This is a genomic window from Vibrio sp. VB16 (genome assembly GCF_015594925.2).
Classification (GTDB): domain Bacteria; phylum Pseudomonadota; class Gammaproteobacteria; order Enterobacterales; family Vibrionaceae; genus Vibrio.
In genome coordinates, this window is record NZ_CP087590.1 from 1,701,917 (window position 1) to 1,728,602 (window position 26,686).

At 40.9% G+C, this 26,686-nt stretch carries 27 protein-coding genes and 1 tRNA gene; 13 read left to right on the forward strand and 15 right to left on the reverse strand.

Annotated features, from left to right (window positions below; translation table 11 throughout):
* Positions 1–2: 2 nt before the first annotated feature.
* Together sbcB and IUZ65_RS07835 are read right to left on the reverse strand one after the other, a co-directional pair.
* Positions 3–1,436 carry an exodeoxyribonuclease I gene (gene sbcB, locus IUZ65_RS07830; protein ID WP_195703202.1) on the reverse strand — a complete coding sequence of 478 codons (1,434 nt, stop codon included), beginning with the start codon at positions 1,434–1,436 and terminating at the stop codon, positions 3–5.
* A gap of 97 nt (positions 1,437–1,533) precedes the next feature.
* Positions 1,534–2,241, reverse strand: a complete 708-nt coding sequence (locus IUZ65_RS07835) for an NAD(P)H-binding protein (protein WP_195703203.1) — start codon at positions 2,239–2,241, stop codon at positions 1,534–1,536.
* Positions 2,242–2,560: 319 nt separating this feature from the next.
* On the opposite strand from IUZ65_RS07835, the gene IUZ65_RS07840 reads away from it, so the two are divergent.
* From IUZ65_RS07840 to astE, 3 genes are all read left to right on the forward strand, one after another.
* Positions 2,561–3,172 (forward strand): flavin reductase family protein, encoded by a 612-nt coding sequence (locus IUZ65_RS07840; protein WP_195703204.1) that lies wholly within the window; start codon positions 2,561–2,563, stop codon positions 3,170–3,172.
* A gap of 31 nt (positions 3,173–3,203) precedes the next feature.
* Complete coding sequence (gene cobT / locus IUZ65_RS07845) at positions 3,204–4,232, forward strand: nicotinate-nucleotide--dimethylbenzimidazole phosphoribosyltransferase (protein WP_195703205.1); 1,029 nt, start codon at positions 3,204–3,206, stop codon at positions 4,230–4,232.
* 228 nt (positions 4,233–4,460) lie between these two features.
* Positions 4,461–5,492, forward strand: coding sequence for a succinylglutamate desuccinylase (astE, locus tag IUZ65_RS07850; protein ID WP_195703206.1), 1,032 nt, complete (start codon positions 4,461–4,463; stop codon positions 5,490–5,492).
* A 360-nt stretch (positions 5,493–5,852) separates the two neighbouring features.
* Here the strand turns inward: astE and IUZ65_RS07855 are convergent, their stop codons facing one another.
* Complete coding sequence (locus tag IUZ65_RS07855; protein WP_195703207.1) at positions 5,853–6,425, reverse strand: nucleoside triphosphate pyrophosphohydrolase family protein; 573 nt, start codon at positions 6,423–6,425, stop codon at positions 5,853–5,855.
* Between the two features lie 175 nt (positions 6,426–6,600).
* Between IUZ65_RS07855 and IUZ65_RS07860 the strand changes: the two genes are divergently transcribed.
* Positions 6,601–6,960, forward strand: coding sequence for an MmcQ/YjbR family DNA-binding protein (locus tag IUZ65_RS07860; protein WP_195703208.1), 360 nt, complete (start codon positions 6,601–6,603; stop codon positions 6,958–6,960).
* 42 nt (positions 6,961–7,002) lie between these two features.
* Here IUZ65_RS07860 and IUZ65_RS07865 read toward each other — a convergent pair whose 3' ends face one another.
* Positions 7,003–7,236, reverse strand: a complete 234-nt coding sequence (locus IUZ65_RS07865) for a glutaredoxin family protein (RefSeq protein WP_195703209.1) — start codon at positions 7,234–7,236, stop codon at positions 7,003–7,005.
* Positions 7,237–7,324: 88 nt separating this feature from the next.
* Here IUZ65_RS07865 and IUZ65_RS07870 point away from each other — a divergent pair, with 88 nt between their 5' ends.
* Entirely contained in the window at positions 7,325–7,816 is a 492-nt protein-coding gene (locus tag IUZ65_RS07870) for a M48 metallopeptidase family protein (RefSeq protein ID WP_195703210.1), read from the forward strand.
* Between the two features lie 98 nt (positions 7,817–7,914).
* Entirely contained in the window at positions 7,915–8,094 is a 180-nt protein-coding gene (locus tag IUZ65_RS07875) for a hypothetical protein (RefSeq protein ID WP_195703211.1), read from the forward strand.
* Positions 8,095–8,134: 40 nt separating this feature from the next.
* Here IUZ65_RS07875 and IUZ65_RS07880 read toward each other — a convergent pair whose 3' ends face one another.
* Positions 8,135–8,710, reverse strand: coding sequence for a hypothetical protein (locus IUZ65_RS07880; RefSeq protein WP_195703212.1), 576 nt, complete (start codon positions 8,708–8,710; stop codon positions 8,135–8,137).
* A 174-nt stretch (positions 8,711–8,884) separates the two neighbouring features.
* On the opposite strand from IUZ65_RS07880, the gene IUZ65_RS07885 reads away from it, so the two are divergent.
* A complete protein-coding gene (locus tag IUZ65_RS07885; protein ID WP_195703213.1) occupies positions 8,885–10,399 on the forward strand; it encodes a DUF3612 domain-containing protein in 1,515 nt (504 codons plus the stop codon).
* Between the two features lie 134 nt (positions 10,400–10,533).
* Here IUZ65_RS07885 and ugpC read toward each other — a convergent pair whose 3' ends face one another.
* The 4 genes from ugpC to IUZ65_RS07905 all read right to left on the reverse strand — a co-directional run bounded on the left by ugpC (position 10,534) and on the right by IUZ65_RS07905 (position 14,759).
* A complete protein-coding gene (gene ugpC / locus IUZ65_RS07890) occupies positions 10,534–11,610 on the reverse strand; it encodes a sn-glycerol-3-phosphate ABC transporter ATP-binding protein UgpC (protein ID WP_195703214.1) in 1,077 nt (358 codons plus the stop codon).
* Positions 11,611–11,652: 42 nt separating this feature from the next.
* A complete protein-coding gene (gene ugpE, locus IUZ65_RS07895; protein ID WP_195703215.1) occupies positions 11,653–12,495 on the reverse strand; it encodes a sn-glycerol-3-phosphate ABC transporter permease UgpE in 843 nt (280 codons plus the stop codon).
* Between the two features lie 11 nt (positions 12,496–12,506).
* On the reverse strand, positions 12,507–13,388 hold the full coding sequence (locus IUZ65_RS07900) for an ABC transporter permease subunit (RefSeq protein ID WP_195703216.1): 882 nt from the start codon (positions 13,386–13,388) through the stop codon (positions 12,507–12,509).
* A gap of 78 nt (positions 13,389–13,466) precedes the next feature.
* Positions 13,467–14,759, reverse strand: coding sequence for an extracellular solute-binding protein (locus tag IUZ65_RS07905; protein ID WP_195703217.1), 1,293 nt, complete (start codon positions 14,757–14,759; stop codon positions 13,467–13,469).
* 378 nt (positions 14,760–15,137) lie between these two features.
* Here IUZ65_RS07905 and IUZ65_RS07910 point away from each other — a divergent pair, with 378 nt between their 5' ends.
* The gene (locus IUZ65_RS07910; RefSeq protein ID WP_195703218.1) at positions 15,138–15,560 is read left to right on the forward strand and encodes a DUF3859 domain-containing protein; all 423 of its coding nucleotides are present in this window, start codon (positions 15,138–15,140) and stop codon (positions 15,558–15,560) included.
* Between the two features lie 276 nt (positions 15,561–15,836).
* Positions 15,837–17,075: a sensor domain-containing diguanylate cyclase gene (locus IUZ65_RS07915; protein ID WP_195703219.1), complete on the forward strand. Its 1,239-nt coding sequence runs from the start codon at positions 15,837–15,839 to the stop codon at positions 17,073–17,075.
* A gap of 93 nt (positions 17,076–17,168) precedes the next feature.
* On the opposite strand, the gene IUZ65_RS07920 is transcribed toward IUZ65_RS07915, so the two are convergent.
* Complete coding sequence (locus tag IUZ65_RS07920) at positions 17,169–18,785, reverse strand: mechanosensitive ion channel family protein (protein WP_229638013.1); 1,617 nt, start codon at positions 18,783–18,785, stop codon at positions 17,169–17,171.
* 332 nt (positions 18,786–19,117) lie between these two features.
* Here IUZ65_RS07920 and IUZ65_RS07925 point away from each other — a divergent pair, with 332 nt between their 5' ends.
* Both IUZ65_RS07925 and IUZ65_RS07930 read left to right on the forward strand, forming a co-directional pair.
* On the forward strand, positions 19,118–19,738 hold the full coding sequence (locus IUZ65_RS07925; protein ID WP_195703220.1) for a histidine phosphatase family protein: 621 nt from the start codon (positions 19,118–19,120) through the stop codon (positions 19,736–19,738).
* A 72-nt stretch (positions 19,739–19,810) separates the two neighbouring features.
* On the forward strand, positions 19,811–20,569 hold the full coding sequence (locus IUZ65_RS07930; RefSeq protein ID WP_195703221.1) for an adenosylcobinamide-GDP ribazoletransferase: 759 nt from the start codon (positions 19,811–19,813) through the stop codon (positions 20,567–20,569).
* A 90-nt stretch (positions 20,570–20,659) separates the two neighbouring features.
* On the opposite strand, the gene IUZ65_RS07935 is transcribed toward IUZ65_RS07930, so the two are convergent.
* A tRNA-Val gene (locus IUZ65_RS07935) sits at positions 20,660–20,736 on the reverse strand.
* Between the two features lie 285 nt (positions 20,737–21,021).
* On the opposite strand from IUZ65_RS07935, the gene IUZ65_RS07940 reads away from it, so the two are divergent.
* Positions 21,022–21,870, forward strand: coding sequence for a DNA ligase (locus tag IUZ65_RS07940; protein ID WP_195703222.1), 849 nt, complete (start codon positions 21,022–21,024; stop codon positions 21,868–21,870).
* 17 nt (positions 21,871–21,887) lie between these two features.
* Here IUZ65_RS07940 and IUZ65_RS07945 read toward each other — a convergent pair whose 3' ends face one another.
* The 3 genes from IUZ65_RS07945 to IUZ65_RS07955 all read right to left on the reverse strand — a co-directional run bounded on the left by IUZ65_RS07945 (position 21,888) and on the right by IUZ65_RS07955 (position 24,782).
* On the reverse strand, positions 21,888–22,322 hold the full coding sequence (locus tag IUZ65_RS07945) for a bactofilin family protein (RefSeq protein ID WP_195703223.1): 435 nt from the start codon (positions 22,320–22,322) through the stop codon (positions 21,888–21,890).
* On the reverse strand, positions 22,265–23,170 hold the full coding sequence (locus IUZ65_RS07950; protein WP_195703224.1) for a M23 family metallopeptidase: 906 nt from the start codon (positions 23,168–23,170) through the stop codon (positions 22,265–22,267). The genes IUZ65_RS07945 and IUZ65_RS07950 overlap by 58 nt, the downstream gene beginning before the upstream one ends.
* 241 nt (positions 23,171–23,411) lie before the next feature.
* Complete coding sequence (locus tag IUZ65_RS07955) at positions 23,412–24,782, reverse strand: MATE family efflux transporter (RefSeq protein ID WP_195703225.1); 1,371 nt, start codon at positions 24,780–24,782, stop codon at positions 23,412–23,414.
* A gap of 126 nt (positions 24,783–24,908) precedes the next feature.
* Between IUZ65_RS07955 and IUZ65_RS07960 the strand changes: the two genes are divergently transcribed.
* Positions 24,909–25,520 (forward strand): riboflavin synthase subunit alpha, encoded by a 612-nt coding sequence (locus IUZ65_RS07960; RefSeq protein WP_195703226.1) that lies wholly within the window; start codon positions 24,909–24,911, stop codon positions 25,518–25,520.
* Here IUZ65_RS07960 and IUZ65_RS07965 read toward each other — a convergent pair.
* Positions 25,508–26,377 carry a fructosamine kinase family protein gene (locus tag IUZ65_RS07965; RefSeq protein WP_195703227.1) on the reverse strand — a complete coding sequence of 290 codons (870 nt, stop codon included), beginning with the start codon at positions 26,375–26,377 and terminating at the stop codon, positions 25,508–25,510. The two genes, IUZ65_RS07960 and IUZ65_RS07965, sit on opposite strands and share 13 nt — an antisense overlap.
* Between the last annotated feature and the right edge of the window lie 309 nt (positions 26,378–26,686).

The following is a 26,686-nucleotide window of genomic DNA, read 5'->3' on the forward strand; positions in this document are numbered from 1 at the left end:
TTTTATGAGACGAGTTGTTCAACATATTTATACACGGACTTTAGAATAGCGAGTTTTTTCTCATCGCTTTCATGTTCGTGAGCGAGGTTTTCCAGATTGAGCATATAATCCGGAAGTGATGTTTCAAAATAGTCCCGGCAGTGGCGAGTCCATCGCTGTTGTTCTTCATCACTTAACGTCTCTACATAATTGCGCGCTCTGTATTTAAACAAAAGCGGTGCGATACGTTTATCGCCAAATTGTATGTCTAGTACAGCCAAGTTTTCGGGTTTTGCTTCTAGAATGATATCCATCGCCGCTCTATCTGAAGGCGTAAAAAAACCGTCATAAAGCTGGTTATCTACATTGTCGTTATCCGCATAATCTCTATCTATCGAGTATAAATCTATCAGTTTTTCGCGAATCTCTGGATGCTGCTTTAGTCTAGCAAGGTTCTGAAGGCACTCTTCTCTGTTTATGCCGATTCGTTCTGCGTTCTCAGCTGTGAGCGTTTTGGCAGGGGCCAAAATTGGGCATTTATTTAAGTGCACCAACTTTAAAGGGATAGGCTGTTGTCCGGCTTCAAGGTCTGCTCGTTTAGTGTACATACGTTCGCGTATTTGATCTGAACTCAGCTCCAAAAGTGGCGTTGGATCCATGGCAAGGTTAATCATAATGACAGCATTCTGATTTTTTGGATGCCATGCCATTGGTACAACCCAACTGGTATTTGAGCAACCAACACCGAACATCCCGGATACATGGACAAGAGGCGTCATGTTGATGATATCCACTAACTCATTTAGCTTTCGCTTGTGGCGCATGCTAAAAAGGTAATCGAATAATTTTGGTTGGGCTGCCTTCAATTTTTTTGCAAGCTCTATTGTGGCGATGACATCTGCCATCGCATCGTGAGCATTCTCGTGCTCGATACCGTTTTCAACTGAGAGCTTTTCTAATTTGAAACTCGGGAAACCTTCATCATCGACAGGCCAGTTTATTCCTTCAGGACGAAGTGCGTAGCACGTTCTCATTACATCCAAAAGGTCCCAGCGGGAATTACCATTCTTCCAACTCCATGCGTATGGGTCAAAAAAATTACGGTATAGTGTGTAACGTGTTACTTCATCATCGAATCGAATACTGTTATAACCCAAACTGGTGGTGTTTGGGGTTGAAAGAGCGTCGTGGATTCGTCGAATAAATTCTGGTTCAGGCAAACCTTGTTGGACGGCTTTCTGTGGTGTGATGCGAGTGATAAGTGCGGCTTCTGGTGACGGTAGATAATCAACAGGTGGCTGACAATAGATGACAAGAGGCTCGCCAATAATATTGAAATCCATATCGGTACGAACGCCAGCAAATTGACTAGGCCTATCTTTTGAAGGGCTTATCCCCCAGGTTTCATAGTCGAACCAGAAGAATGTAGGCTGTTCGTTGTTTTTATAATTTGTCATAGACTCTAATTAACCGCTTTAAATCCCTTACTGGCGGCGATTATATTTCATTTTGAACAGTAATTTTTGGTTTATTTGCTCTTATTCTATCAAACGGTCAACTTGGTACTTGATATTCCATCAACATCGTATGAATTTCTTTTGAATTTAGTGTGCAGTAATTGTCCGATGGGTGGTGTGTTGGTTTAACTAACGAAAATATCATTGCTTTGGCAACCGCACTGGCTCGTATAGGCTTGAAGTTTGCTAATGGGCCGAGAAGGAATGGACGAAGAGCCCACAGCACTTTCTGTAAGACTTGTTCATCTGCCCTTGGATTGTCTCGGGCACCCTTTAGCGGGCCTGGACGTACAAAAACCAAGCGTTCGAAGTCAAGCTTCAGGAGGTTTTGTTCCATTCTGCCTTTGCATTTTAGGTAGTTAGAAAGTGATTGAGCGTTAGCGCCATAGCTTGAGACAACCGCGATTCTTTTTACACCCAGTAGTTTCATGGTTTGTGCAACCTGAGTAACCAATTCTACGTCTATCTGAGCGAGGGCATGCTTACTCCCTGCTTGTTTCATCGTAGTGCCGAGACATATAAAACCAAAATCGGGCGAGGGAGATTGCTCATTCCATTGTGTCATCGCTAAATTTGGATGTTGAACTTGAGTGAGTTTGTCATGTTGTACTGATAGCGGTTTTCTGACCAAAGCCGTCACTGTTGGTATTGAAGGTAAGGTTAACAATTGCTCCAATAACTGCGAACCAATTAAACCTGATGCCCCTGCGATAATGGCATGTGCTCCGTCACCAAAACTGTCCATCAATAACCTCTATAATATTTTGTACTCATGCATACCATTTCTGCCTGAACTAACAATAACTTATTTAAGCTATTAGTCAATTTGATCGCGTTGAGACGGTATCAACTCAATGAAATAAAAATAGGTAATGTTTAGTGCGTGAGAGTGTGCCAGAAGCTACACTCTTTTTTAAGAATTCGATTCGCCCCAACGAATCATGTACATTAAGAAAAGCGCTTTATCGAAAAGATCATGCCTATTGGGGTTTGAAACATCGAATACATTTCATCTGCATGGTTAATAAATAGCATTGGTTTTATAGTACTAACAAGGAGCGGCTATGAATATTGATTTGAGTACCATTTCTCCCACTCAAATTTACCATTTAATGACTCAAACTGTCGTGCCTAGACCCATAGCATGGGTGCTGACAGAATCAGAAAACAGATCGTTCAATCTTGCCCCATTCTCTTTTTTTACGGCTGTTTCCAGTCAACCACCTTTACTTATGCTCTCTATTGGTAAAAAGCCGACGGGTGAAATTAAAGACACTACACGCAATACTCTGGAAACGGGTAAGCTTGTTATTCATATATCAAGCGTTGGTTCGCAAGATGCCTTAACACGAACGTCTGCGAGTCTAGAGTATGGGGATTCGGAGGTAGACATAAACGAGATCGAGCTTACGGAATTTTCGGGATTCAGTTTACCGAGAGTCGCATCTTGTCCTATTGCTTTTGGTTGCTCCTTGTATCAGGTTCAGGATATCGGAGATACTCCTCAGTCGTTATTGTTCGCTGAGATTGAAAAAATATATGTCAATGACTCAGTGATCAGTCAGGTTGACGAACGCCTTAAAATTGACGCATTAAAAATTGACCCATTGTCTCGACTCGGCGGAAGTGAGTTTGTTTCATTGGATAAAATAATCTCGGTTGCCAGACCGAACTAGCCCTAAATCACGCCAAGTAAAAGAAGACATTATGCTAAACAAAAGATTTTCTACTGTTATCCAAAACCGAATCGATCAAAAGACCAAGCCGTTAGGCTCACTAGGGTTAGTCGAAGATGTCGCTTATCAGCTCGCTTTAATCCAAAGCCAAGGTAGAGAAGAAGCGGTAACCGACATAAGAATAAACAAACCAACAATGCTTGTATTTGCAGGGGACCATGGTATTGCCGACGAAAACGTGAGCATTGCTCCCAGTGAAGTAACTGCTCAAATGGTAATGAATTTTCTTGGTGGTGGGGCCGCTATCAACTGCTTCTGTCGAGTTAACAATATTGCGTTTAAAGTGGTCGATTGTGGCATTCTATGCCCCGTTGATTCGGAATCGGATCGACTGATATTGCAGAGGTTGGGCAAACGTACGAAGAATTTTGCAAACCAAAAGGCGATGGAACTTGATACAGTGAATAAGGGCCTAAATTTTGGAGCAAGTATAGTTAGCAACGTTATAGAAAATGGTTCAAATTTGCTCATGTTTGGAGAGATGGGCATTGGAAACACCAGCAGTGCCGCCGCTATATTAAGCGCTATTTCAGGTAAAGACGCTCACGTATGTGTGGGGACAGGAACGGGTATTAATGAAGACCAACTTAAGGCCAAAGTAGCGTTAGTAACAAAAGGGGTTGTGCGCTGCAATGGTCAATCGACGAAAGAGATACTATCCGAGGTTGGTGGATACGAGATTGTACAGATGGTCGGGGGATTTTTAGAAGCAGCGAAGCAGAATGTTCCCGTACTGGTCGACGGTTTCATAGTGAGTATTGCAGCTTATGCCGCCATTCAACTTAATCCTGAGTGTAGAGAGTGGATGATATTTGCTCACAAATCTGAAGAGCAAGGGCATCAACTTGTATTGTCAGAATTGAATGTACAGCCGCTACTAGATTTGGGGCTCAGGTTAGGTGAAGGAACAGGGGCGGCACTAGCGCTTCCTATTTTGCTCGCAGCTGCTGAGTTTTATAATAATATGGCGAGCTTTGAAAGCGCTGGTGTTACGGTTTAAATGGCTTAAGTCATTGAGGTATGTCTCGAAAATATGAAATTTAATTATTAGAGATTGATTCATAAAGTTGAGAAAGTTACTCTGATAGGCTTGATGATCCTATAGCTAGAGTTAATGGGATGGATCAGTACTCACAAGTAAATGATTTGAGAGTAACTAAGCAGACTTTAGCGAATAATATTAATAGAACCAGATAGAACAAGACCTGATGTATTGAAGGAGTTACTCATGGCACAAACGCTGTTTCGCCAATCATTTTTATATGACAGCTTAAATCTAGATAACGAAGTGTTAGAACAAGAGGTTCAACTCCCTGCTGGCCCAACAATACGTCTGCTAAAACGTGGTGTTGTCGAAGTTATTCCTTATCAAGCGACAAACGATACGAAAGCGATTGTACTCTCGGCTGGTATTCATGGAGATGAAACAGCACCGATGGAATTACTTGATGCATTGGTTAACGATATCATCGAGCAAAAAGTGACGGTGAAGCACAGGTGCTTGTTCTTATATGGTCACCCAAAAGCGACCAATCAACATTGTCGTTATATAGATGAAAATTTAAATCGGCTTTTTGATGGAAAGGAACGCCCAGAAACGGTCGAGACCAAAATAGCGGAAGAATTAAAAGAGACGCTAACCCAATTTTTTAATGGTACTGAAGAGCATCAACGTTGGCATTTAGATTTGCACTGTGCGATACGTGGTTCTAAGCACTACACATTTGCCGTAAGTCCTAAGGTTGCGAAAGCAAAAAGTCGTAGCCGTGAACTCATTCAGTTTATAGAAAAGGCTAAAATTGAGTCAATTTTGCTTTCTAATGCACCAGCTACCACCTTCAGTTGGTTTAGTGCCGAGCAGTTTTCAGCTCAAGCGTTAACTCTAGAGTTGGGTAAGGTTGCTCCATTGGGTGAAAATGATCTTAGTTCAATTTCAAGCTTTGATAAGGCATTACGAGGGCTTTTATCTGATCAGATGGACGCGATAGAAGCCTCACCAGTAGTGACGTATAGAGTGACTCAGACGATAAAGCGATTGACTGAAGATTTTGACTTCAATTTCAGTGACGACGTTGAAAACTTTACTCAGTTTGAGCATGGTCAGGTACTTGGTCATGATGGTGAGAAGCTGTTGTTTGCGAAAGTAGACCAAGAAGCCATCGTGTTTCCAAACAAACATGTCGCGCTTGGTCAGAGAGCCGCTTTGATGGTGAGCCCGGTAGAAACATGGTTTCAAGACGATCAGTTAGTTTATGATTAGATATTTTTGAAATTGAATGAATAACGCCGACGATGAATGTCGGCGTTTTTGTTTATTATCTTTAAACTATTGCCAAATGCCAATCTAGTTGCTTGATTTATATCAATAATTATTCGACCTAACATTGAAACCACGATCGATTTTAAGGCAGTAAGCACCGTTATAGTGCGAATGTTTACGTGTAAAATAAACAGTTAAATAAAATGCCTATAAAAACAATTAGTTAAAAATATTCGTTTGTTGGCATGCTATTAGCAATATTAATATTGATACATTCTCGTTCTACTTTTGTTAGGCATTAGCGCCTTCTGTGGGCATTGCAGAAGGCGCATTTTTTTGCCTGAAATAGAGCAATTAGACTTAAAGTAACGGGGCAAGATCCGCTGGACGATAGTTAACCGATTTCAATACCTTTCCTTTTCTGATGGTTTTTGCATCAGAAACAAAATCTTCGGCACATTTAGCAATAACGTAATGTCCTTTCTCTACTGCCATCAATGCAATACCTTGATTAGCATAAAACGTTTCCGTTTCTAGGTATTCGGCTTGGTCTTTGCAAACCTTGCTCATATTGCTTGAGTGGACTTCATCCCAACACGGAATAAAATCGATTTTCAGGTTAGTTGCGGCGTTAAGAAGAACGTCAATGAAATAGCTTATTGCTAGGTTATCTCCAACTTGGGTGTTCCCAAGGTGAACCAAACGGCCCATTAAAACGTAGACACTGTCGACTATAGCATCAGCTTGTTCAATTTTGCTGTCTGCTTCGGCTAATTCCGTTAACTCTTCAATAATTAATGAGGAGTGTAAAGTGTCCAGTGTATCGCTCATGGATGCTTTGTCATTAACGGGAAGATCGAATGTCGCGCGAAACTCATTAATGTCACGGTAGATATGATCGTAGATAGGCTGAGTTAATTTGGTTAGTTTCATTTTTCGCGTCCATATAAGATAAGTTGAGCGGATAATAACACATTTTATTTTATTTCTTAGACGGTGACCAGATGGCATTTTCAATACGATTAATTAACTATACTTGAACCTGTTATGGGGTAGGTTATTATTACGTCTAGTAAAAATACGCCCATTCTAAGAGTGAGATACGAATATGGATCATGTTGAACATTGGACTGCTTATTTATTATCGTTACCAGGTTCCGAACAGAGTTATCCTTTCGGACCTGAAACCCTCGTTTTTAAAGTGAAAGAAAAAATGTTTGCCTTGATTGGTTACCGAAATGGCAAATATTTTATCAATTTGAAGGCGATACCGGATAATGTTTTATTTCTTTCAGAACAGAACGATTCTATTACTCTTGGCTACCATATGAATAAAAAACATTGGGTGTCGGTAGAGTTAGGCCACAGTGAAAATGAAGGGATGCTGAAAGGGTTAGTCGACGATTCCTATTTACTTGTGAAATCGTCATTAACCAAAAAACGACAGGCTGAACTAGATGCGTTATAACGCAATTTTCTGCAGGGATAATTCAGTTGTTGGAACGATAATTTAATTCTTGGAGCTATAAATACTATCAAAGTTTTTAGCATTCCAGCCAATCATAACCTGATCACCAATTTTAAGTACTGGTACAGAACGCGCGCCCATCGCCTCGAGTTCTTTGCGACCTCGCTGCATCTTGGCGTTGGTTAATCGGTACTTAATTCCTTTTGAATCAAGGTGTTTTTGTGCGTCCTTGCAGTGAGGACATTTGTCGTTTACGTATAAGACGACTCTTTTCATGATGTTTCCTGCTGTTAAATAGTAGGTGGTTAGAGTAAGTTTCTTGGGACTGACGTATAATAACGCTTTTATTATCTGAATTTCTATCATGAATCCTTCTCTTCGCTACATTCGAGGTTACCCAGAACATATTGTTGGGCAGATCGAACAGCTTGTCTCTAGTGGTCAATTTTCCGCATGGTTCCTCCAACGTTATCCTGATAACCACCAAATAAAGAGTGAGAAAGCACTGTTTGATTATGCTATTGCAATTAAAAATCAATATTTGAAGAAGAGCTCACCGATCAGTAAAGTCGTTTATGACGGTAAGATTCATCTGATCAATAACGCATTGGGGTTGCACTCGTTTATTTCTAGAGCACACGGTGGCAAGTTAAAATCCAAGAATGAGATCCGAATTGCAAATGTCTTTAAAGATGCACCAGAGCCGTTGTTAAGAATGTTGGTGGTCCATGAGTTAGCTCATTTAAAAGAGAAAGAACACAATAAGGCGTTTTATGCTTTATGTTGCCATATGGAGCCTGATTACCATCAGTTAGAGTTTGATGCTCGATTGTTTATGATTTCTAAAGAGATATAAAGTCGTCTAAAAGATTGTCCGAATTAGCGGTGTGTGGCGAAAGTTAATCCCTTTCGTTATGGTCTTATTTACTGTCGCCGTTTTGAGTTTTTATCTTTATGGAAATTGAAATCTATCTGCCTTGTCGGCCCGATATTGTTTGTGATGGGATACTATTGCTTTTCACTATGGGCTTTGTTGTAGGGATAGTATTATTTATCTGGTTTATCTACAAAGAGTACAAAGAGGTGAACAAAAAAGTGGTGAAGAGAAAGAAAGTCCCCAACCACAAAAAATAGATGGATGGGGATTACAGAAACTTGCAACAGCTTACTTTGATTACTTTTTGAAGCAACACGTCAGTACGTAGTCGTCCCCATTTTTGGCCGTAAAGTCTTTATCATCTAAGCTTGCTCTAGGCTGCCCCTGATCGTCAGTTTTTAGCAAGCTGACCCAATGACGAATTCCTCGCAAACCTTGATCGTCGTAGTTGTGGCCAAATGTCGCACAGGTTTCTAATTGAATATCAGATATTTCAACTAAGGTTGTCATCCCCTCATTAGACCCACGCTTGAAACTTACCTCTACGTAACAGCCTTCTTTATCACGTAATAGTATTGAATCTGGGTGGCTTCTATGCCCGGTAAAGGCAACAAAGCTTCCGGCATTTTTCAAGCCTGTGTGCTGTCCGTCGGTGAAATAGATTATTAGGTGACGTCCATCCAGCATATAGCTTGTTGCATCTTCGTGAGCGCGTTGATCTAGAGGAAATATGGCGTCGAGAAGCAGTTTGGTTTTTGCTTGTTTTTCTTTTGTTTGTTGACTCTTTATCGTTTCCACGGCGAAGACCGCTTCAGCAATAAATGTTCTGTCGTGATGATCAGTTTTAATGCTGTTGTATGCTGGTATGTTCATAGTCTCGCCCTCTTAGTTTATTCTTTAATTTGCCTACAAGGTTTGGTTGGTTTTATGCGTTTGCGACCAACTGGTCTAATTACTTCCTTGCTTAATTTGTAGACTACTCTATTTTTATATACAATTTCACAACAAAAATTTTACAGTGTGAATTTTACAAAAGGATAGTGTGAAATGAGACAGTCACAAAGCTTGATTCGTAAGTCACATTTTTTAGGGACAAAGATAAGAAACCTAAGAAAACGGAATCACTTAACCATGGAAGACCTGTCGGCCCGTTGCGTAAGAATTGATGCGGAACATTCTCCGTCTGTCTCATACCTGTCAATGATTGAACGCGGGAAAAGGGTACCCAGTGCGGATATGTTAGAGGTCATTGCGAAGGTTTTCCAAAAAGAGCCTAAGTGGTTTTTGGATGATGAACCTGAATCGGAAGCCATCACACCGAACAAAGGTCGCAAAGGGGGAATCAGTGGCATGCCCTTGGAGCCGAGCTTCCTATTCTCTAATGATATGCTGCAGATCGCTATTCCTGAACTGTTGTCTCAAACAGGCGTGAACGGTCGCCAATTCGCTCAGTTACTTATACGTGCCTATCAAGAGCATCATCAAAATCACTTTCCTGACCTAGAACGAGCAGCAGAAGAGGTGGGTCTAAAACGTCTAGGATTGACGGTTGATGATATGTTGGAATTGGTAAAAGCTCAGGGGCTTATGGTCCACTGGGTCGATTCGACACCAACGGAGGTTATGGACGAACTCGGTGTGATGAGTAAACAAATGGTGACCTCTTATTTTGAACCACCAGGTAATATTTACATTAACAAGCTTTTAAAGAAGCATCCCACTCGCTTGAAATACGATTTGGCCGTGTATATCGGCAATTGCATTCTTCATAATAAAGAAGGGTTAAAGAGTGTGCTTACGGTAGGTAATCATTCTTGGACCGTAGACGATAGTGTCACTAATGGTTCGCCTATTAACCCTCAGGACATACTACACGCATGGCGTGATTTCGAATCCAGTTTTTTTGCTGGGGCCTTGCTCTGTCCTAAAGTGCCATATCGACAACTACTTGATCGATATGGATATGAAGTTGATGTGCACAAAGCAATAGAGGTGTCCCCATCGGTTGCGATGCGAAGAATGACGGTCGTCTCGCCGTATCCGCACTGGCATTACTTCGACGCCTATGCTCCCGGTAAATTAAAAGCAGTATACCGTGGCAACGGCATTCCACTGCCTTGGGGCAATATGCGAATGGTGAATGATCCTTGTCAACATTGGTCGGTATTTAGAATGCTGTCAGAACAGAAATCAGGTACTACGGCTCAGATCTCAATCCTAGATGTGAACAATGAACCAAGGCTCTACTGTTGCGAGTCGGTGAATGTGAAAGACCCAGCGATGAATAATCGGGTTTTATGCGCTGGGTTAGATCTCAATCCAGCGATAGAAGCGCAGGGGGGCGATGCCAATGAAATTGCAAGTGAACTCAAAGCGTTATGCGTTGAAAGTGGGGGAGCGGCCGCTATTCCAAAACACATTAAGAAGAAGCTATCAACAATCTCGCGAATTCTTAATATCAACTGGGTTGAAAGAGGTATTGATTCGCAAGCGAGATTGATCTGTTCTCGCGGTGGCGTGTGCCCAAGAAAACCGAGTTGCTATGACAAATGCGAAGAGTAAATAATAGGTCTGTTAATGGGCATAGATGCGATAACTGGCTCTATACCCAAAATTGATCAGTTTCACCTTTTAACCTTGTCTGATAACTATAAAAATATGTCGTCGAAGACGGCAGGTATCAGGGATTAAGATTACTACTGACTTTTTTCAGATGACAGCGCCTGGATCCGTTTGCCTTGTGTATCAAACAGATGGAGGTTCTTCTGCTCAACACTGAGTTGTAGACTCTGATTGATATCAAACGGGTATTCGGGGGTCACTGCGATGATGCTCTGAGATTGAAACTTACCATGGACAAGTTGATTAGGTCCTAACGGTTCAATCACGCTTATTTTAATATTTAGGTTAAGTCCATTATGAAACAACGTCGTTTCGGCATGCTCCGGTCTAACACCTAATGTAATTTCCTGATCCGATAAATGGGCGTATTCAGGAATAAACAGGATTTGGTCACCAACATTTAATTGCCCTTTGATCATCCTAGAAGACAAGAAGTTCATGGCGGGGCTACCCATAAAACTGGCGACGAATGTACTTGCGGGTTGATGATAAACTTCGGATGGCGTTCCAATTTGCTCTATTTCCCCTAGGTTCAATACCACGATTCTATCCGCCAGCGTCATCGCTTCAACCTGATCATGCGTAACATAGACACTGGTGACGGCAAGTTTTCGCTGTAGTTTTTTGATCTGTAGTCGCATATGAGCACGTAGCGCTGCATCCAAATTAGACAGTGGTTCATCGAACAAGAAGAGCTGAGGGTCACGCACTATCGCGCGTCCCATCGCAACGCGTTGACGCTGTCCTCCAGAAAGTTTTGAGGGCTTCCTGTCCAAATAATCTTCAATTTTCAGGGTCTTTGCGACGTCTTGAATTTTGTTTTCGATCTCAGCCTTGTCGACACCTCGATTTTTCAATCCGTAAGCGAGGTTATTGTACACGGTCATATGAGGATAAAGAGCGTAATTCTGGAATACCATCGCGATATCGCGCTCGGCAGGTTTTACCGTATCGACTCGACGTCCGTTCAGATGAATTTCGCCTGCTGTGATGCTTTCTAACCCGGCGATAGAACGTAGGATTGATGATTTTCCGCACCCTGACGGACCAACCAATACGATGAATTCTCCCTGAGATATGTTGAGGTCGATCCCTTTGACAGCCTGGTGCCCATTTTCATATGTTTTTACAAGTTGCTGCATTTCTAACATTTTTTATTCCTTTGTTCTAAATTCGACCAACCTAAAGACGGGTTATTTTTCGCTTTCTACTAAGCCTTTGACAAACCAGCGTTGGAAAATGATGACAACAAGTACGGGAGGCAACATGGCCAGTATTACCATGGCAAACGCGTAGTTGTACTGGGGTTTTGGCGTTTCGTTAATATTGCTGAGGATTTGTTTAATGCCCATTACCATAGTGTTGTAGTTCTCATCCGTCGTCATCATGATTGGCCATAGATATTGATTCCAACCGACCACAAACATAATAATAAAAATGGCGGCCATCATGGTTTTTGATAGAGGTAACAAAATGTCGATAAAGAATCGAATAGGTCCAGCATTGTCGAGTTGGGCGGCTTCTAGTAGTTCATCCGGTATCGTTTTAAAAAACTGGCGAAAGAAAAAAGTTGCCGTTGCTGAAGCTATGAGTGGAAGGATCAAACCTGAAAAGCTGTTAAGCATCCCAAGGCTTGATACCACTTCGTAAGACGGGATAATGCGTACTTCTAGTGGTAAAAGCAGCGTAATAAAAATAAGCCAAAACCATGCCGAGGCGTATGGAAGTCTAAAATACACCAATGCATAAGCGGCGCACATAGAGATAACAATCTTACCTGCTGAAAATCCTAGCCCCATAATCATTGAATTAATTATCATAGTCTTAGCCGTAACATTGTTGGCAAACCCCTGACTTTGAGTCCATGCTTTTTCATATATTTCGAACATTTTTTCGCCAGGTAGTAACTGTAATCCTTCTTTTAATATGGTTGCTGAATCATGAGTAGAGCTTGCAAAAATTAGCCATATCGGAAAAAGCATAATAAGCGCGCCGAGAATAAGAACGAGGTGATCACTCCAGTGACTAGACTTCATAATTGGTTCCTTTAGTAGTGCACTCGTTTTTCAACGAATCTGAATTGAAGATAAGTAATAAAGAGGACCAGAATTAACAAAACAACAGACTGGGCTGAGCTGCCACCTAAATCGGCCCCAACAAAGCCGTCAGAAAACACTTTATAAACAAGTGAGGTTGTTGAACCACCGGGTCCACCCGCCGTCATAGTGTCAATAACGCCGAAGGTATCGAAAAAGGCATAGGTCATATTAATGACGAGCAAGAAAAACCCTGTTGGCGCGAGTAAAGGGAAAGTGATGGTCCAAAATCGTCGAGTGTCGCTTTCACAATCTAAAGTAGCGGCTTCCCTTACTGCGTAAGAAATCGATTGTAGTCCGGCCAAAAAATAAACAAAGTTTACGGATATTTGCTTCCAGACTGAAACAAGGATTAGTACGCTAATGGCTTGGGTTGAGTGAGTTTGGTAATGAAAATCATAGCCAATGCTCTTAAAGAAATCTGCGAATAACCCGATATGTGGATTAAAAATAAAATAACCCATAATGCCCGCGACGGCAGGCGCAACCGCATATACCCAAGTAAGCGTGACTCGATAAACACTTTGGCCGTGGATTACCTTGTCGGCTTTAACTGCGAGCAGGAGGGCGAGAGCCAGAGATAAAAATGAGACCACAATGGAAAAAAACAAGGTGAATCCGACGGATTTTATATACTCGCCAGATTCCAATATCATCTGATAATTTTCAAACCAAACAAAAGTGGATGACAGACCCCAAGGGTCTTCAAGCATAAAAGAGAGATAAACGGCTTTCGCCGCCGGGTAGATAAAGAAGATGGCGATAATGATTATCTGCGGTGCCAAAAAAAGATATGGCAGAGGAGAGTGTCGGAAATTTTGTCGACGTTCCACTAGAGTACCTGCTGTTAGTTAAGATAGGCGAAGCAAAAAAATAAAAATGCCTCAACCTAGGTTGAGGCAATAATCAGGTTACTTAATCGTACGAGCAAAACGTTTAAGCAATTGCTGTGCTTCGGCATCGATTTTTTCTAGGCTGTTTTTAACGGTCGACTCACCAGAGAAAATGTTGTCCGTTTCACGGTACATAACCTCACGGATTTGAGGATAGAACCCCAAACGATAACCTTTGGTCCATTCGCCACCAGGCAAGCTAAGTTGTTGCACACCGACTTCTGCGTCGGGGTTCTCGTTGTAGTAACCTGATGTTTTTGTCATGTCATATGCAGCATTCGTCACGGGTACATACCCCGTTGTTTTGTGCCAATACATTTGCACTTCAGAGCTGGTTAAGTAGTTAAAGAAGGCGGCAACACCCTTGTCTTGTTCTTTATCATGACCAGAAAGAGCAAACAGAGCGGCTCCACCGATAAAGGTGACTCCTGGGTTGTCGTTGACCGATTTCCAATAGGGTAAGAAAGTGGTGCCCATTTTGAAATCGACACGTTCTTTTAGGCCACCAAATGAACCTGACGAACCAATCCACATCGCGACATCTTTACGTTCAAATGGCGTTTGGTTTGCGGCCCAGTCTTTTCCATAATATTTGTAGTAGCCCTTATCTGACCACTCTTTCATTTTGGTGAAGTGCATTTGAAGGTTTTTTGTGTTGTACATGATTTCAGTCGCGGGGCCGTCGAAACCATTGTTTTTGTTCGCGAGTTGTTGATTATGACGAGACTTGAAGTTTTCGAAGAAGATCCAAGGGGTATGAGATTGAGAAAATGCGGCATGGCCCTTTTCTTTTAGCTTCTGCGCGACCATTTCCATTTCTTCATAGGTCTTTGGTGGCGTCACACCCGCTTCATTCAACATGTCTTTATTATAGTAAAGAACAGGGGTCGAACTATTGAATGGCATACCAATCATTTTACCATTGCTGTCCGCGTAAAAATTTCGAACGCCAGACAGATAGGCGGAGGAATCGAAGCTGTAGCCAGAATCTATCATAATATCTTGAACAGGCTTAGCGACGCCTGGCGCATTCATAATGGTTGCAGCTCCGGCATCAAATACCTGAAGAATATTGGGCGATTCGTTAGCACGAAAAGCAGCAATACCCGCAGTCAATGCTTCGGTATAAGACCCTTTATAAACGGGCGTTATCTTGTATTCAGATTGTGATGCATTGAAATCAGTCGCAATCTTATTTACGGTGTCGCCAAGTTGCCCCCCCATTGCGTGCCACCAAGTAACTTCAGTTTCAGCAAAGACATTACCAGATACGGTTGCAGACAGTAGTCCGGCTAGCCATAGTTTTTTCATTATTATTTCCTTTATGTATGAAAAATGTTCGTCATTATTGTTTAAATAAAAACCGCGTTAATAAAGCGGAGGTATACAAGAGCTTGTTTCCAAAATCAGGTCCAAAAAAAAGAAACTACTTTCGTATGAATGTGTTGTGTTTCGCGTGGTGTCCATAATCGAGTCAAATCATTACAGTTATGTTTCGCTCAAATTTAACTTTGATGAATGATTTGTGTACTAAATATGGCGCGACAATAATTTGATTTGGTCTTTCGCTGAGTAGACCAGACGTATTATGGAGAGTGATAAATCGACGGAAACTCAAGCAGATAAGGGTTTTTTGACCGAATACTGTTATAATGTGTAGCTAATTTTTCGTTAAATTTATGAATTCAAATGACAAAGCGTTCAGCGATTATTGACATGGTCTCGTATGGTATATATTCAGCATGGGATTCAAAATCTAAGCATTTGCCGAAGATTTTGGAATTCACGACCCAGATACCAGCAGAGTTAGATATTGAATTTGGATTTTCTATTAATATTAAGAAAGCAAAAGGAAAAAAAATTCGTTTTTGTATCGATCACCCAGGTATTGCTACAGAGGATGGCGATGTTCTCGCTCCGTTTGATGGAGAGGAACATATCAATAGCAATGATTGGGATTTTTATCTTGGGGATACGATTTGGTTGCCAATTAACAATAAACTTGGACCATGGCGAATGACTATCGAATTGGATGGAAACATTATTGCTGACAAAACGTTTGATGTTTACGAAAAAGGCGAAGGTCAGTTTTGGAAGCGACGAGGCTTCTAACCGCATGCGAACTTTAGAACTTCTTTATTAGCTCTCCTTTCTATGAACCAACACAATAAATTGTCTTGGTTGTGTAATATCAATTGTCTCAAGTCGTCATAATTTAGACCTTATGACCGACTTTTCTTGTTATCGTATGTCATTATTGGTTCTTTTTGGTTATTGTTTAAATATGATTTAAATAATGCACGGTTTTTTACAAAATTGATTTCTATATTAGATTCTATCCGTGCTGTGTTTTTTTGAAATCGATTTAATTTTGTTAAATGGTTTACTATGAATAAGCTAAATATCGACTCGACATATGGCGTAGTGGTTATCCAAAACTATAAAGCTGTATCTGTGGATAATAATTATGCACGGATATTTGGGTATAACTCTCCACAAGAGTTGATGGATTCGACAGACTCTTTCTTGGACCTGATTGAGCCATCTATGCATGAAGCGGCAATGGACAATTATAAAGATATTATTTCCGGTAGAGTGGTTCCTCGAGGCCATACGTTTAGAAATGTAGATAGATATGGTAGAAGTTTTATTATTTTCGCTATCGACCATCTCATTGAGTGGCAGGGCGCGCCAGCGCTACAGGTTACGGTCATAGATTTGTCCATGGTAGAGCACGCCAATGAGCAGATCAAAGAGTTGAACCTTCAATTTAAACGCATGATCACCGACTCTCGACAAGGTATCTTAGTACATAAGAACTTCAAGCCTCTATTTGTTAATAGAGCTTGGGTTAAACTCATGCGAGCGAAATCGATAGAATTCGTATTAGCAAGAGATGATGTTCTCGATCGGGTACTACCCGAAAATCGTCAAACAGCTATTAACCGCAACAATGCTCAGCTTGGCGGTAGGCGCGTGGACTATGACAATAATGTCTATCAAAATGTTTGTTATGACGGAACAAAACGCTATTTCAATGTTTATGATAATTTGATCGAGTGGGATGGAGAGCCTGCACTGCAAGTCATATTGGAAGATGTTACTGAGCATGTTGAGTTGCGAAAGAAGTTAGAATACAGAGCATCACATGATTCATTGACCGATTTATATAATCGTTCTGCTATTTATGAGAAATTGAAAGCGTCCTGTTCCAACGGAGAGTCATTAGTTTGCCTGCTAATTGATATCGATAACTTTAAATCAATTAATGATACCCACGGGCATCAGGATGGCGATGAAGTAATTCGAACGTTGGCGTCTATTTTAAAAGAAGAAGTAGGAGAGCTCGGTATTATTGGACGGTGGGGAGGGGAAGAGTTTATTGTTTTTTTACAAAGCTCAAACTTCGAACTGGCTAAGCACGTCGCTGAAAACCTCCGCCAAACATTCAATGACACCGTGTTTGATTTATCAAAAGGCCAGCTTGTGTCTAGTGTGAGCATTGGTGTCGCTATTTCTGGCTGTAAATGCGCAAGTCAAAAAGGTATTGATGGCTTAGTAAAAGACGCTGACCGGAATATGTATTTAGCGAAATCGAATGGTAAAAACCAGATCCGTTGGGATTAGATACTAGCGCTAGCTAAATGGGAAGTCTCAAATAAAAAGAGACCTTCCATTGGTATTTCGCAAGTTTGACTTCACTCCATGATCGGAGAAAGGTTAATCTTCGCTTTTATGGTTGTAGATATGGACATCTCGCTGAGGGAAAGGAATCGTGATTTTCGCATTATCTAATTGCTTTTTAACTTGCTCAGTAACATCCCAGTAAACATCCCAATAATCTTCTGTTTTAACCCATGGACGGACAACAAAATCGACAGATGACTCGTTAAGCGTGTGAAGTTTCACCATGGATTCTGGTTTTTTCAGCACGCGTGGGTCGCTTGAAAGAATATCTGAAAAAACGGCTCTAGCGGCGTCAATATCGTCTGCATAACCAATACCAAAAACCATATCGACACGTCGTATTGTTTCGGCCGTAATGTTATTGATTACATCACCCCATATCTTGTTGTTTGGAATGACCAATCGTTGGTTGTCGATTGTTTGTATACTTGTTGACACCAGACTCATATTTTTCACGGTCCCTTGAATACCCGCAACTTTTACCATATCACCGACATCATAAGGTCGATAGATGAGTATCATTAGTCCAGAAGCAAAGTTAGATAGCGTATCTTGAAGAGCAAAACCGATGATGACACCTGCGACACCAAAACCGGTTAATAAGGGCGCAAGCTCGATGCCGATTTGAGATGCTGCAAATAATATCCCGATAAAGATAACCGTTTTAGATGCAATAGAAACAAAGAAGTCCTGCATCAAGACACTAAAATCCATTTTAGAGTGCTTCGCGCTTTTCCGTACGCCCTTACTGACGACACGAGAGATACTCCGTGTTACATAGAGTATGAATAGGAACAATAACGCTTTTACAATGAGTGATGGTGTGTTTTCAAAGGCCCACTCTTTTAACGACGCTAACCACTGCTCAAATAGACCATAGGCAACGTCAATGTCTAGAACATCCACGTTGATATCACCAGTAATCGTTAATAGTAACTGCTTGTTTTGTGTCACATCTATCGACATTGATTCCATGATGGATATAGCGACTTCTAAGCTGATTACTGACACCGAAATCTGTTCGTTATATCTAATGATTTGCTGTAACAAAGGCTCTTTGTCTGCCAAACTCACGTAGGCTAGACGAGTTTCAGCTTCTTGTTTTTGTGTATCCAGATACAGAATTGCGTTAGATAAAAATTCGGCGCGGCTTACAAGAGATGCTTTGAATTCTGATTTGAATTCTTCTATATCGAGGTTGTATTGTTCTGCCGTACGCAATGATGCATCTAACTGTTGATAATAGGTGTCCATAGTGGCGATTCGACGCTGCACTCGAAGGCGCAATTTGATGTTTTCCTCGAAAGCGCTCGCTCTTACCTCTTTAGCAAGGTTGACGACATCTTCGTCACTATATTTAATAAGATCTCTAAGTAATTCAATCTGGCCAAATATGATAACAGCCACCTCTTCTTTGTCAGAGGCAGTTTGAATATTAAGCAGAAGATCTTCACGAAAATTGGCGTTTTTTCGCTTAAGAATATCTTCAAGGAAAGGTTTGTCGCTGTCATGTGCAGAAGTTAATTTTGTAAGGTCGGATTGTAAGCTCTGCTGTCGATCGATTAAATCATTTGCTTGTGTGGCAATAGATAATAGTAAAAAAGTGATGGCGACCAACATTGCAAACATGTTAGGTATTGTTTTTTTCATTGCCTAGCCTTATAAATAAATCAAATTAAATGAATAAGTTAAATTCCTATTTAGTGTATGAAGAAAATGAAGAATTCTCCATTTATTGGGCGAAAAAAGTTAAGTGACGTGACGATTCTGACGACGCGTGAAGTATAGAAATTCGGCTGGCCACATTGTTTGTCGTCAAACGTGTTATTTATTAACACTTTTAGGTTTCTTGCGAGGCACGGTTGTTGATCAAAAGAGAGCGATGCGAGACTATTGGCACATCGGGTGTAATATCTAACCTAGTGGCAAATTAGCATCTTAGAATGGCGACCGATTACGTTACCTTTGAGTAGAGAAATAACATGACAACAACCCATATAGAATTGCTGAGGCACGGATTACCGGAAGGGGATGAGTGTTTTAGAGGCCATACTGACTTTCTATTAACTTCTGTGGGCTTCGAACAGATGAAAGAGGCGGTAAAAGGAATGCCTTTCGTCGATTTAGTGGTGACTTCACCACTAGAGCGTTGTGACCATTTCGCCACGTATTATGCCAATAGAAATGAGCTTAAATTAATTAAGCAACCTGAGTTCATGGAATTAAATTTCGGTGATTGGGATGGCCAACCTAAGCAAGCCATTTGGGAGGCTCATCAGCAGCAACTTTCTCAGTTTTGGACCCAACCATGGACGTTTACTCCGCCGAATGGTGAAGCAATTGAGCAGTATGATAAACGTATTCAAATAGCATGGATTAACCTGTTAAATGAATGCAAAGGTAAAAAAGTGTTATTGGTGACTCATGGTGGTGTAATTAAGCAAATATTAAGGCAAGTATTGGAAATGCCAAAGACAAGTCACTACCTTCAACGGATAGAAATCCCGTATGCGGCGAGAGTTACAATAAGCGTGTTTCATGACGACGATGATACGTTGTGGCCAACGGTTCACTGGCCAACCCACCCATTACGTGCTGACTAATGCTCTTTTTTATCTCGAATAAATTTCAACCACGTGAGGTCAACCGACCCTAGCACTTAATAAGTAAATAATATGAAAGTAAAGATTATTAGAGAATGGCAGATATTTTTGTTGGCGATGTCGATTTTTACAAGGATACCGATATCTGAGAAAGTGCCTTACAGTGAAACACGTAAAAACGAGTCTTATAAGTATTGTGGTCTAGTTGGCCTCGTCGTGGGCTGCTTAAATGCGTTGTTATTCAGTGGTGCAAACCTTCTTTGGCCTATTGAAGTCTCTGTGGCGTTATCCATGGCGTTCAGTGTGTATCTTACTGGTGCTTTTCATGAGGATGGCTTCGCGGATACGTGTGACGGTTTTGGCGGGGCATTCTCTGCAGAGAAAAAACTGGAAATAATGAAAGACTCCAGAGTCGGTGCCTATGCATTATTAGGTGTGGTACTTATATTATTGCTTAAATACACCACACTTATATCACAACAAAATGTGGCTCTAGCACTTATTATTGCCCATGTTCTGAGTCGAACGGTTGCGGTGAGTTTCATCTATACGCACGGTTACGTGAGGCAGGTTGAACATTCGAAGCTAAAAATTGCTCGCAGTCCAAGTAGTACGACAGACTTTATCACTTTGCTTTCTATTGGGGCGTTGGCCTGTTTACTTATTCCCACGTTTAAAGAGGCGATAGTCGTCATATTGTCGTTGATTATTGCTCGAATCTGGTTGGGTCGTTGGATGACAAAGCAGGTAGGGGGTTATACAGGCGATGCACTCGGTGCCGTTCAACAGATATCTGAAGTGCTTTGTTATCTGGTCTTACTTATTTATTAGTGATCTAATCTGTGTACTTTAGGTAGAGAATAAACGGGAAAAATAGGCAATAAAAAAGCCCATAATAATATGGGCTTTTTTATTTATATTTGGTGCTCGCTACTGGACTCGAACCAGTGACACCTTGCATGTCATGCAAGTACTCTAACCAACTGAGCTAAGCGAGCAAATTGTCCAATTCATGTTTGCCTTGGAACGACAAGAATACTAACCATTCATTCGGACGAGTTCAAGAAGATTTTTTCTATATATGAACTGAGTGGCGTTAATATAGCCAGAATGGACGTAAAACATTCACTTTATTACACCTGATAGCTAATGCACTAATCTAAAAGACTAAAATTGGTGCTATCAATTTAGGTGTTCATCGCAATTAAGTTTTGCCTGTATGAAATAAAACACCCATTAGTTTACGCTCTTATTATCGAATTTTATTTAATGAGCTAACCGTCATGTCAAAAGTCTGCACTGTTTCAATCCTCTCTTGTTGCATCTATGCAGCATTATTACCAACTAAATCATTGGCGAATCAAGACGTGAACACATTAAGTTCATCATTGCTACAAGATAAAGAGTTCGCGTCGGAACACTATTGGGTAAGTGAAAAGCTTGACGGTATCCGTGCTCTTTGGACGGGTAAAGTATTGCTAACGAGAAAGGGGAATAAAATCTCGGCGCCTGAATGGTTTACACGTGACTTACCTAATTTTAGTGTCGAAGGGGAGTTGTGGGCGGGAAGGGGCCGATTTAACTTTGTTCAAAAAACAGTTTTGGATAATGAACCTCATGGTCGTGATTGGTCAGAAATACAGTTTATGTTGTTTGGCCTACCTAATGATTCTCGGAGGTATAAGCAACATTATTTTCAACTTTTGGAGCTTGTTGACAGTCTACATATCCAACATGTTCATGTTATAAAACAGAGGTCTATTTCTTCTTACTCTGAACTCGTCGAGTTATTAGATCAAACGGAACAGTTAGGTGGTGAAGGCTTGATGCTGAGAAAAGTGGATAATGAACCGATCAGAGTGACAAAACCTGTAAAAATAAAAAGACATATGGATAGCGAAGGTACAATCATCGCGTATAAGAATGGCAACGGTAAATATGATGGGTTAGTTGGTGCGCTTATTCTAAAACTAGTTAATGGAAAAATACTTTCTGTAGGCTCTGGCTTGTCAGATAAAATACGCGCAAATCCACCAGCATTGGGTGAAGTAGTCACATTTCGTTACAACGGTTACACAAGCAATGGTCTACCAAGGTTCGCTCGGTTTTTGAGAGTGAGAAAACCTGAATGATAGAAGCAAAATAGAAGCTATACTGCCGCTTTATCTTTTACCACGGTAGTTGCGTTATTGCCCTTGCCTTTATTTGAAGACAAGGTGACAACGTCCTCAGACGAGACAGTTTTGGATGTACCGAGAAATAAACCACCTTTTTGTATGGTCAAATCTGTGCAGGTAACATCGCCCTTTAGATTGCCACTATTCAATATTTCTACGCTGCTAGCAAAGATTTCACCTTCAAAACACCCATTAATGAAAGCTTTATCTGCAAATATTGAACCATTTACGTGCCCAGTTGGACTGATTGTCACATGAGCATCAGTACGCAACGTTCCGGTAATTTTACCATCTATTTGTATATTGCTCGTTAGTGCTATTTCACCGGTAAGGACGGCTCCTTCGGCAATTAGAGTTGTAGTGCCAAGCTGACCTGTTGTTCTACTGTTTTTATTAAAAAGTCCCATGGTATTCCCTTCTGGTTGTTGAATACGGTTTCAAAATTATCGATGTTCCAGTTTATAAACGGCATTGGGTCGAGAGCTCGTCCAACAAAACGGATTTCATAGTGAAGGTGAGGTCCTGAGGTAATCCCTGTATTTCCAGTGTAACCAATAAGATCACCTTTCTTCACAAACTGTCCTGACTTCACATTGAACGACTTCATATGAGAGTATGAAGAAGTAATACCGAATGAATGTATTATACGTAGAAAATTCCCTGACCCTTGGTTGCTTTTCCGCGTCCACTCAATGACGCCATCAGCTGGCGCTACTATCTCCGTACCAGTATTGACAGAAAAATCTAACCCTTTATGCAATGTTCTTTTTTTTGTAATGGGGTGAATTCTCATGCCGTATGCTGATGATGTAGGTCCTTTGACTGGTGGGCCATTTGGTATTAACCTCAATATTGCCACACGAACTGCGGTGTTAATTGCGGCAATATCTAGTCTTGTTTCGATATCAAGTTCGGTATTATTACCACCTAAATAATTTTCAATTTCATTTAACCGACTCTCGACTAATGTTAGTTGTTCTTCTTTGACGGATATGTCGTTTTCTAGTCTAATTCTTAGTGATAGGTAGTTGTCTAATTGGCTATTTAAATCTAGAGATTGAAGTTCTAACAATACTTGCTGGTGGCGTGAGAGCTTGATTTTTTCAACTAGGCTAACAACAGAACTGCAAACAAAAAATAATGCGATAAAGAATGAAAGTATCAGTAGTTTTATTCGTAATACCGATTTTCGAGTCAATCTATAGTGGCTGGTACCTTTAATTCCGGATACGGTAACGGCAACATTGTCTGGCATTAATATCACTCTTTTTAATTTTGGAGAGAGAATATTAGAAGAATCGGAAGGTGGCTACTATCAAACATATTAATGTTTAGGTAAGAAGATTGTAAAAATGAGAACATGTGCCTAGTTTTCAAGTAAATTATACAAAATAATAAACATTTTGTTTACATTAATCGTCCATTTTAACTCGAAGATAACAAGGCGTATGAACATTCAACGCCTTGTTTTAGCGTTAGATTATATTTGTGTAGTGTCAACGTGATGCAAATTCAAGTTGTATCTCGACATCTTGTTTATGCATCCAACGTAATCGTACGCTTAACATAATAGCCGCACTCGTTAAGCCAATGATGAAACCAATCCAATAACCATATACGCCCATTCGCTCAACGACAATATCGGTGGCCGCCAACACATAACCGGATGGGAGCCCGAGCATCCAATAGGCAATAAAAGTACAAGTAAATATGGCTTTCATGTCCTTATAGCCACGTAATATCCCTCCGCCTATCACCTGAACCGAGTCAGTAATTTGATAGATAGCGGCGATAATGAGCAGTTGGGTTGAAATAACGGCGACACTGCTGTCTGAGGTATACAGTTCAGTTATTTGTTCTCTAAATAAAATGGTGAAGATACCAGTGAAAACAGCGCAGGCAAACCCCATAAAAAGAGCAACATGTGAAGTAACTTTAGCGCCATCTATGTTCTCTTGCCCTAATCGATGACCGACCTGAATACTCGCCGCGATTCCGATACTTAATGGTAACATGAAGACTAAGGATGAAAAGTTAATAGCAACTTGATGAGCCGCTACTACCGTTGCACCTAAAGGTGCGACAAGCAATGCGACTATTGCGAATAATGACACCTCGAAAAACAAGGCAAGGGCAACGGGAAACCCCAGCTTAAACAACCGGACTTGAGAAGCCCATACAGCTTTATATGGATGAGTAAACAGTTGAACCTGTTTTAGTTTAGAAGAGACGAGAATATAAACTAGCATGGATATAAACATCAGCCAAAATACGATAGCCGTTGCGACACCACAACCCACACCACCAAGTGCAGGTAGACCAAACTTACCATAAACAAAGGCCCAGTTAAGCGGAATGTTTGCGCCAAGCCCAATAAAACCGATAATCATTGCTGGTTTCGTTGCAGCCATTCCGTCAGTAAAACTTCTTAGGGTTTGATAAAGCAAGAAAGCGGGGACCGACCAAATAATCGCGTGTAGATAGCCGATGGTTTTTTCGGCCATTAGTGGGTCAATATCCATTAGTGAAAGGATAAATTGCGCCTGCAATAAGACTAAGACAATGGGTATCGTCAGGAAAAGTGACAACCAAAACCCTTGATAAATCTCAAACGGAACTTTGTTGACTTTTCCTGCACCGTTTAATTGAGCGACGACAGGAACAAGTGCCATTAACAAACCTGCGCCAAACAGGATAGTGGGAAACCATATACTGGAAGCCACTGCAACGGCGGCCATGTCTGTTGCACTTACACCACCAGCCATTACAGTATCCACAAAGCCCATGCCTGATTGTGCGACGGACGCGAGCAAAACAGGTGTGGCCAATGAGATCAATTTTTTTGCTTCACTCTTATAACGTTGCAAGTACTTCTCCAGATGAATATCGATTCTTTAAGTGACTGGCTAGCATGATAAAGAAATGTCATCATGCTAGCCACGGAAAATCAATTTTAATGCAAAAAAACGCAAATATTTTTATTAGGATTTACGATGTTTACAGGAATAGTGTTAGGTACCGCCTCAGTGGTATCGATAAAGAAGAAAAAATCATTTCAAACCCATGTCGTTGAACTTGATGAAACCATGCTCACTGGGCTAAAACCTGGCGCGTCTGTTGCGCATAATGGCTGTTGCTTAACGGTTACCCAAGTTGAAGGTAACTTAGTTTCATTTGACTTGATGCAGGAAACATTAAATCAGACGAACCTCGGACTCTTAAATGAAGGCGACCGAATTAACATCGAACGAGCAGCCAGATTTGGAGACGAGATTGGAGGACACAACATGTCTGGCCATATCGCTCTTACCGCGATGATTAGCGATATTAAGATAAGCGAAAATAATAGGACAATTTGGTTCCGGATTCCTGAAGATAAGATGAAATATGTCTTACCCAAAGGGTATATTGGTATAGATGGCTGTTCGCTTACTATTGGCGACGTAAATAAGAATGAATTTTGCGTACACCTAATACCAGAAACAATGCAAAGAACGCTGTTTGGTGAAAGGCAGAAAGAAGACAACGTCAATATCGAATTTGACCCACAAACTCAAGCCATCGTAGATACGGTAGAACGTGTTCTGGCAAATCAGTTGTCTTGAGCTATTTCAGATATAGTTCGTTCGGCTTCTTCCAAATAGTGGCCACCAAATAAGTTGCAGTGATTCAGGATATGGTAAAGATTGTAGATGTTTTTTCTCTTACTGTAGCCAGCCTCAATAGGCAATATACTCTGATACCCTTGATAGAATTCTGGCTTGAATCCTTCAAAGAGCTCAGTCATCGCGATGTCGCATTCACTATCACCCCAATAGCAGGCTGGGTCATAGCATATTGGCCCAAATGGTGTGTTTGCGACATTCCCAGACCATAAGTCACCGTGTAATAAAGAAGGTTTAGGGTTGTGACTAGAAAGCAGACGGTTTACTTGGGAAACAATATCATTGATGTCACCGAAGCTTATCCCTTTTTCAGCCAACAATTGCAACTGCCAGCCAATTCGTTGCTCAGAGAAAAAACGGGCCCATTTCTTGTTCCAAGAATTGGGCTGGAGGGTAGCACCTATAAAGTTTTCCGTATCGAATCCATACTCTTTTTGTTCGCCCCATAAATGCAGCTTGGCAAGTTCGACGCCAAAATTATAACTCGATTTAACGTCATCGATTGGTTTTGTTGGGACGTAATTTAAAATGATAAATGCATTATGCTTACTTTTGCCAATATGAACCAATTCAGGTACATAAACTGTGCCTGTCTGTCTTAACTTTTGGAGGTTTTCTGCCTCGACTTCAAATCGGTTGAAAAACTCGCGTGAATTGCATTTAACAAAGTAACGTTGTTCTCCATCACTCACCATATAACATTCGCTAATATCACCGCCACTTAGTTTTGATTTCTCAACTATCTTAAAATCAAACAGAAGGGTATCCGAAAGTTGTTGCGCAATTGCCTGCCACATAGATGACCTCGTTATGATGAGTGCTAATATGAATAGTCTAGAACAATTTTACAAAAGAGAAGTACATCTCTAGTGTTTTAAGAGCGTTACTTGTTAACCAACCTCAAAAGGGTTACCTAATGAGTCAAAGTCGTGCTTTGTTAACGTTACCTCAGTCACATACTCTTTATTGTCCACATACATAAGCCTGTATTAGTTAAAGATAGTGATATTTAGTTTTACTGAATGGGTGGTAACATCGATTTGTATGAATTAAACTAAGTTTAGTCGTTATTTCATTTAATATTTGTGATCAATATTTTGGAGTTA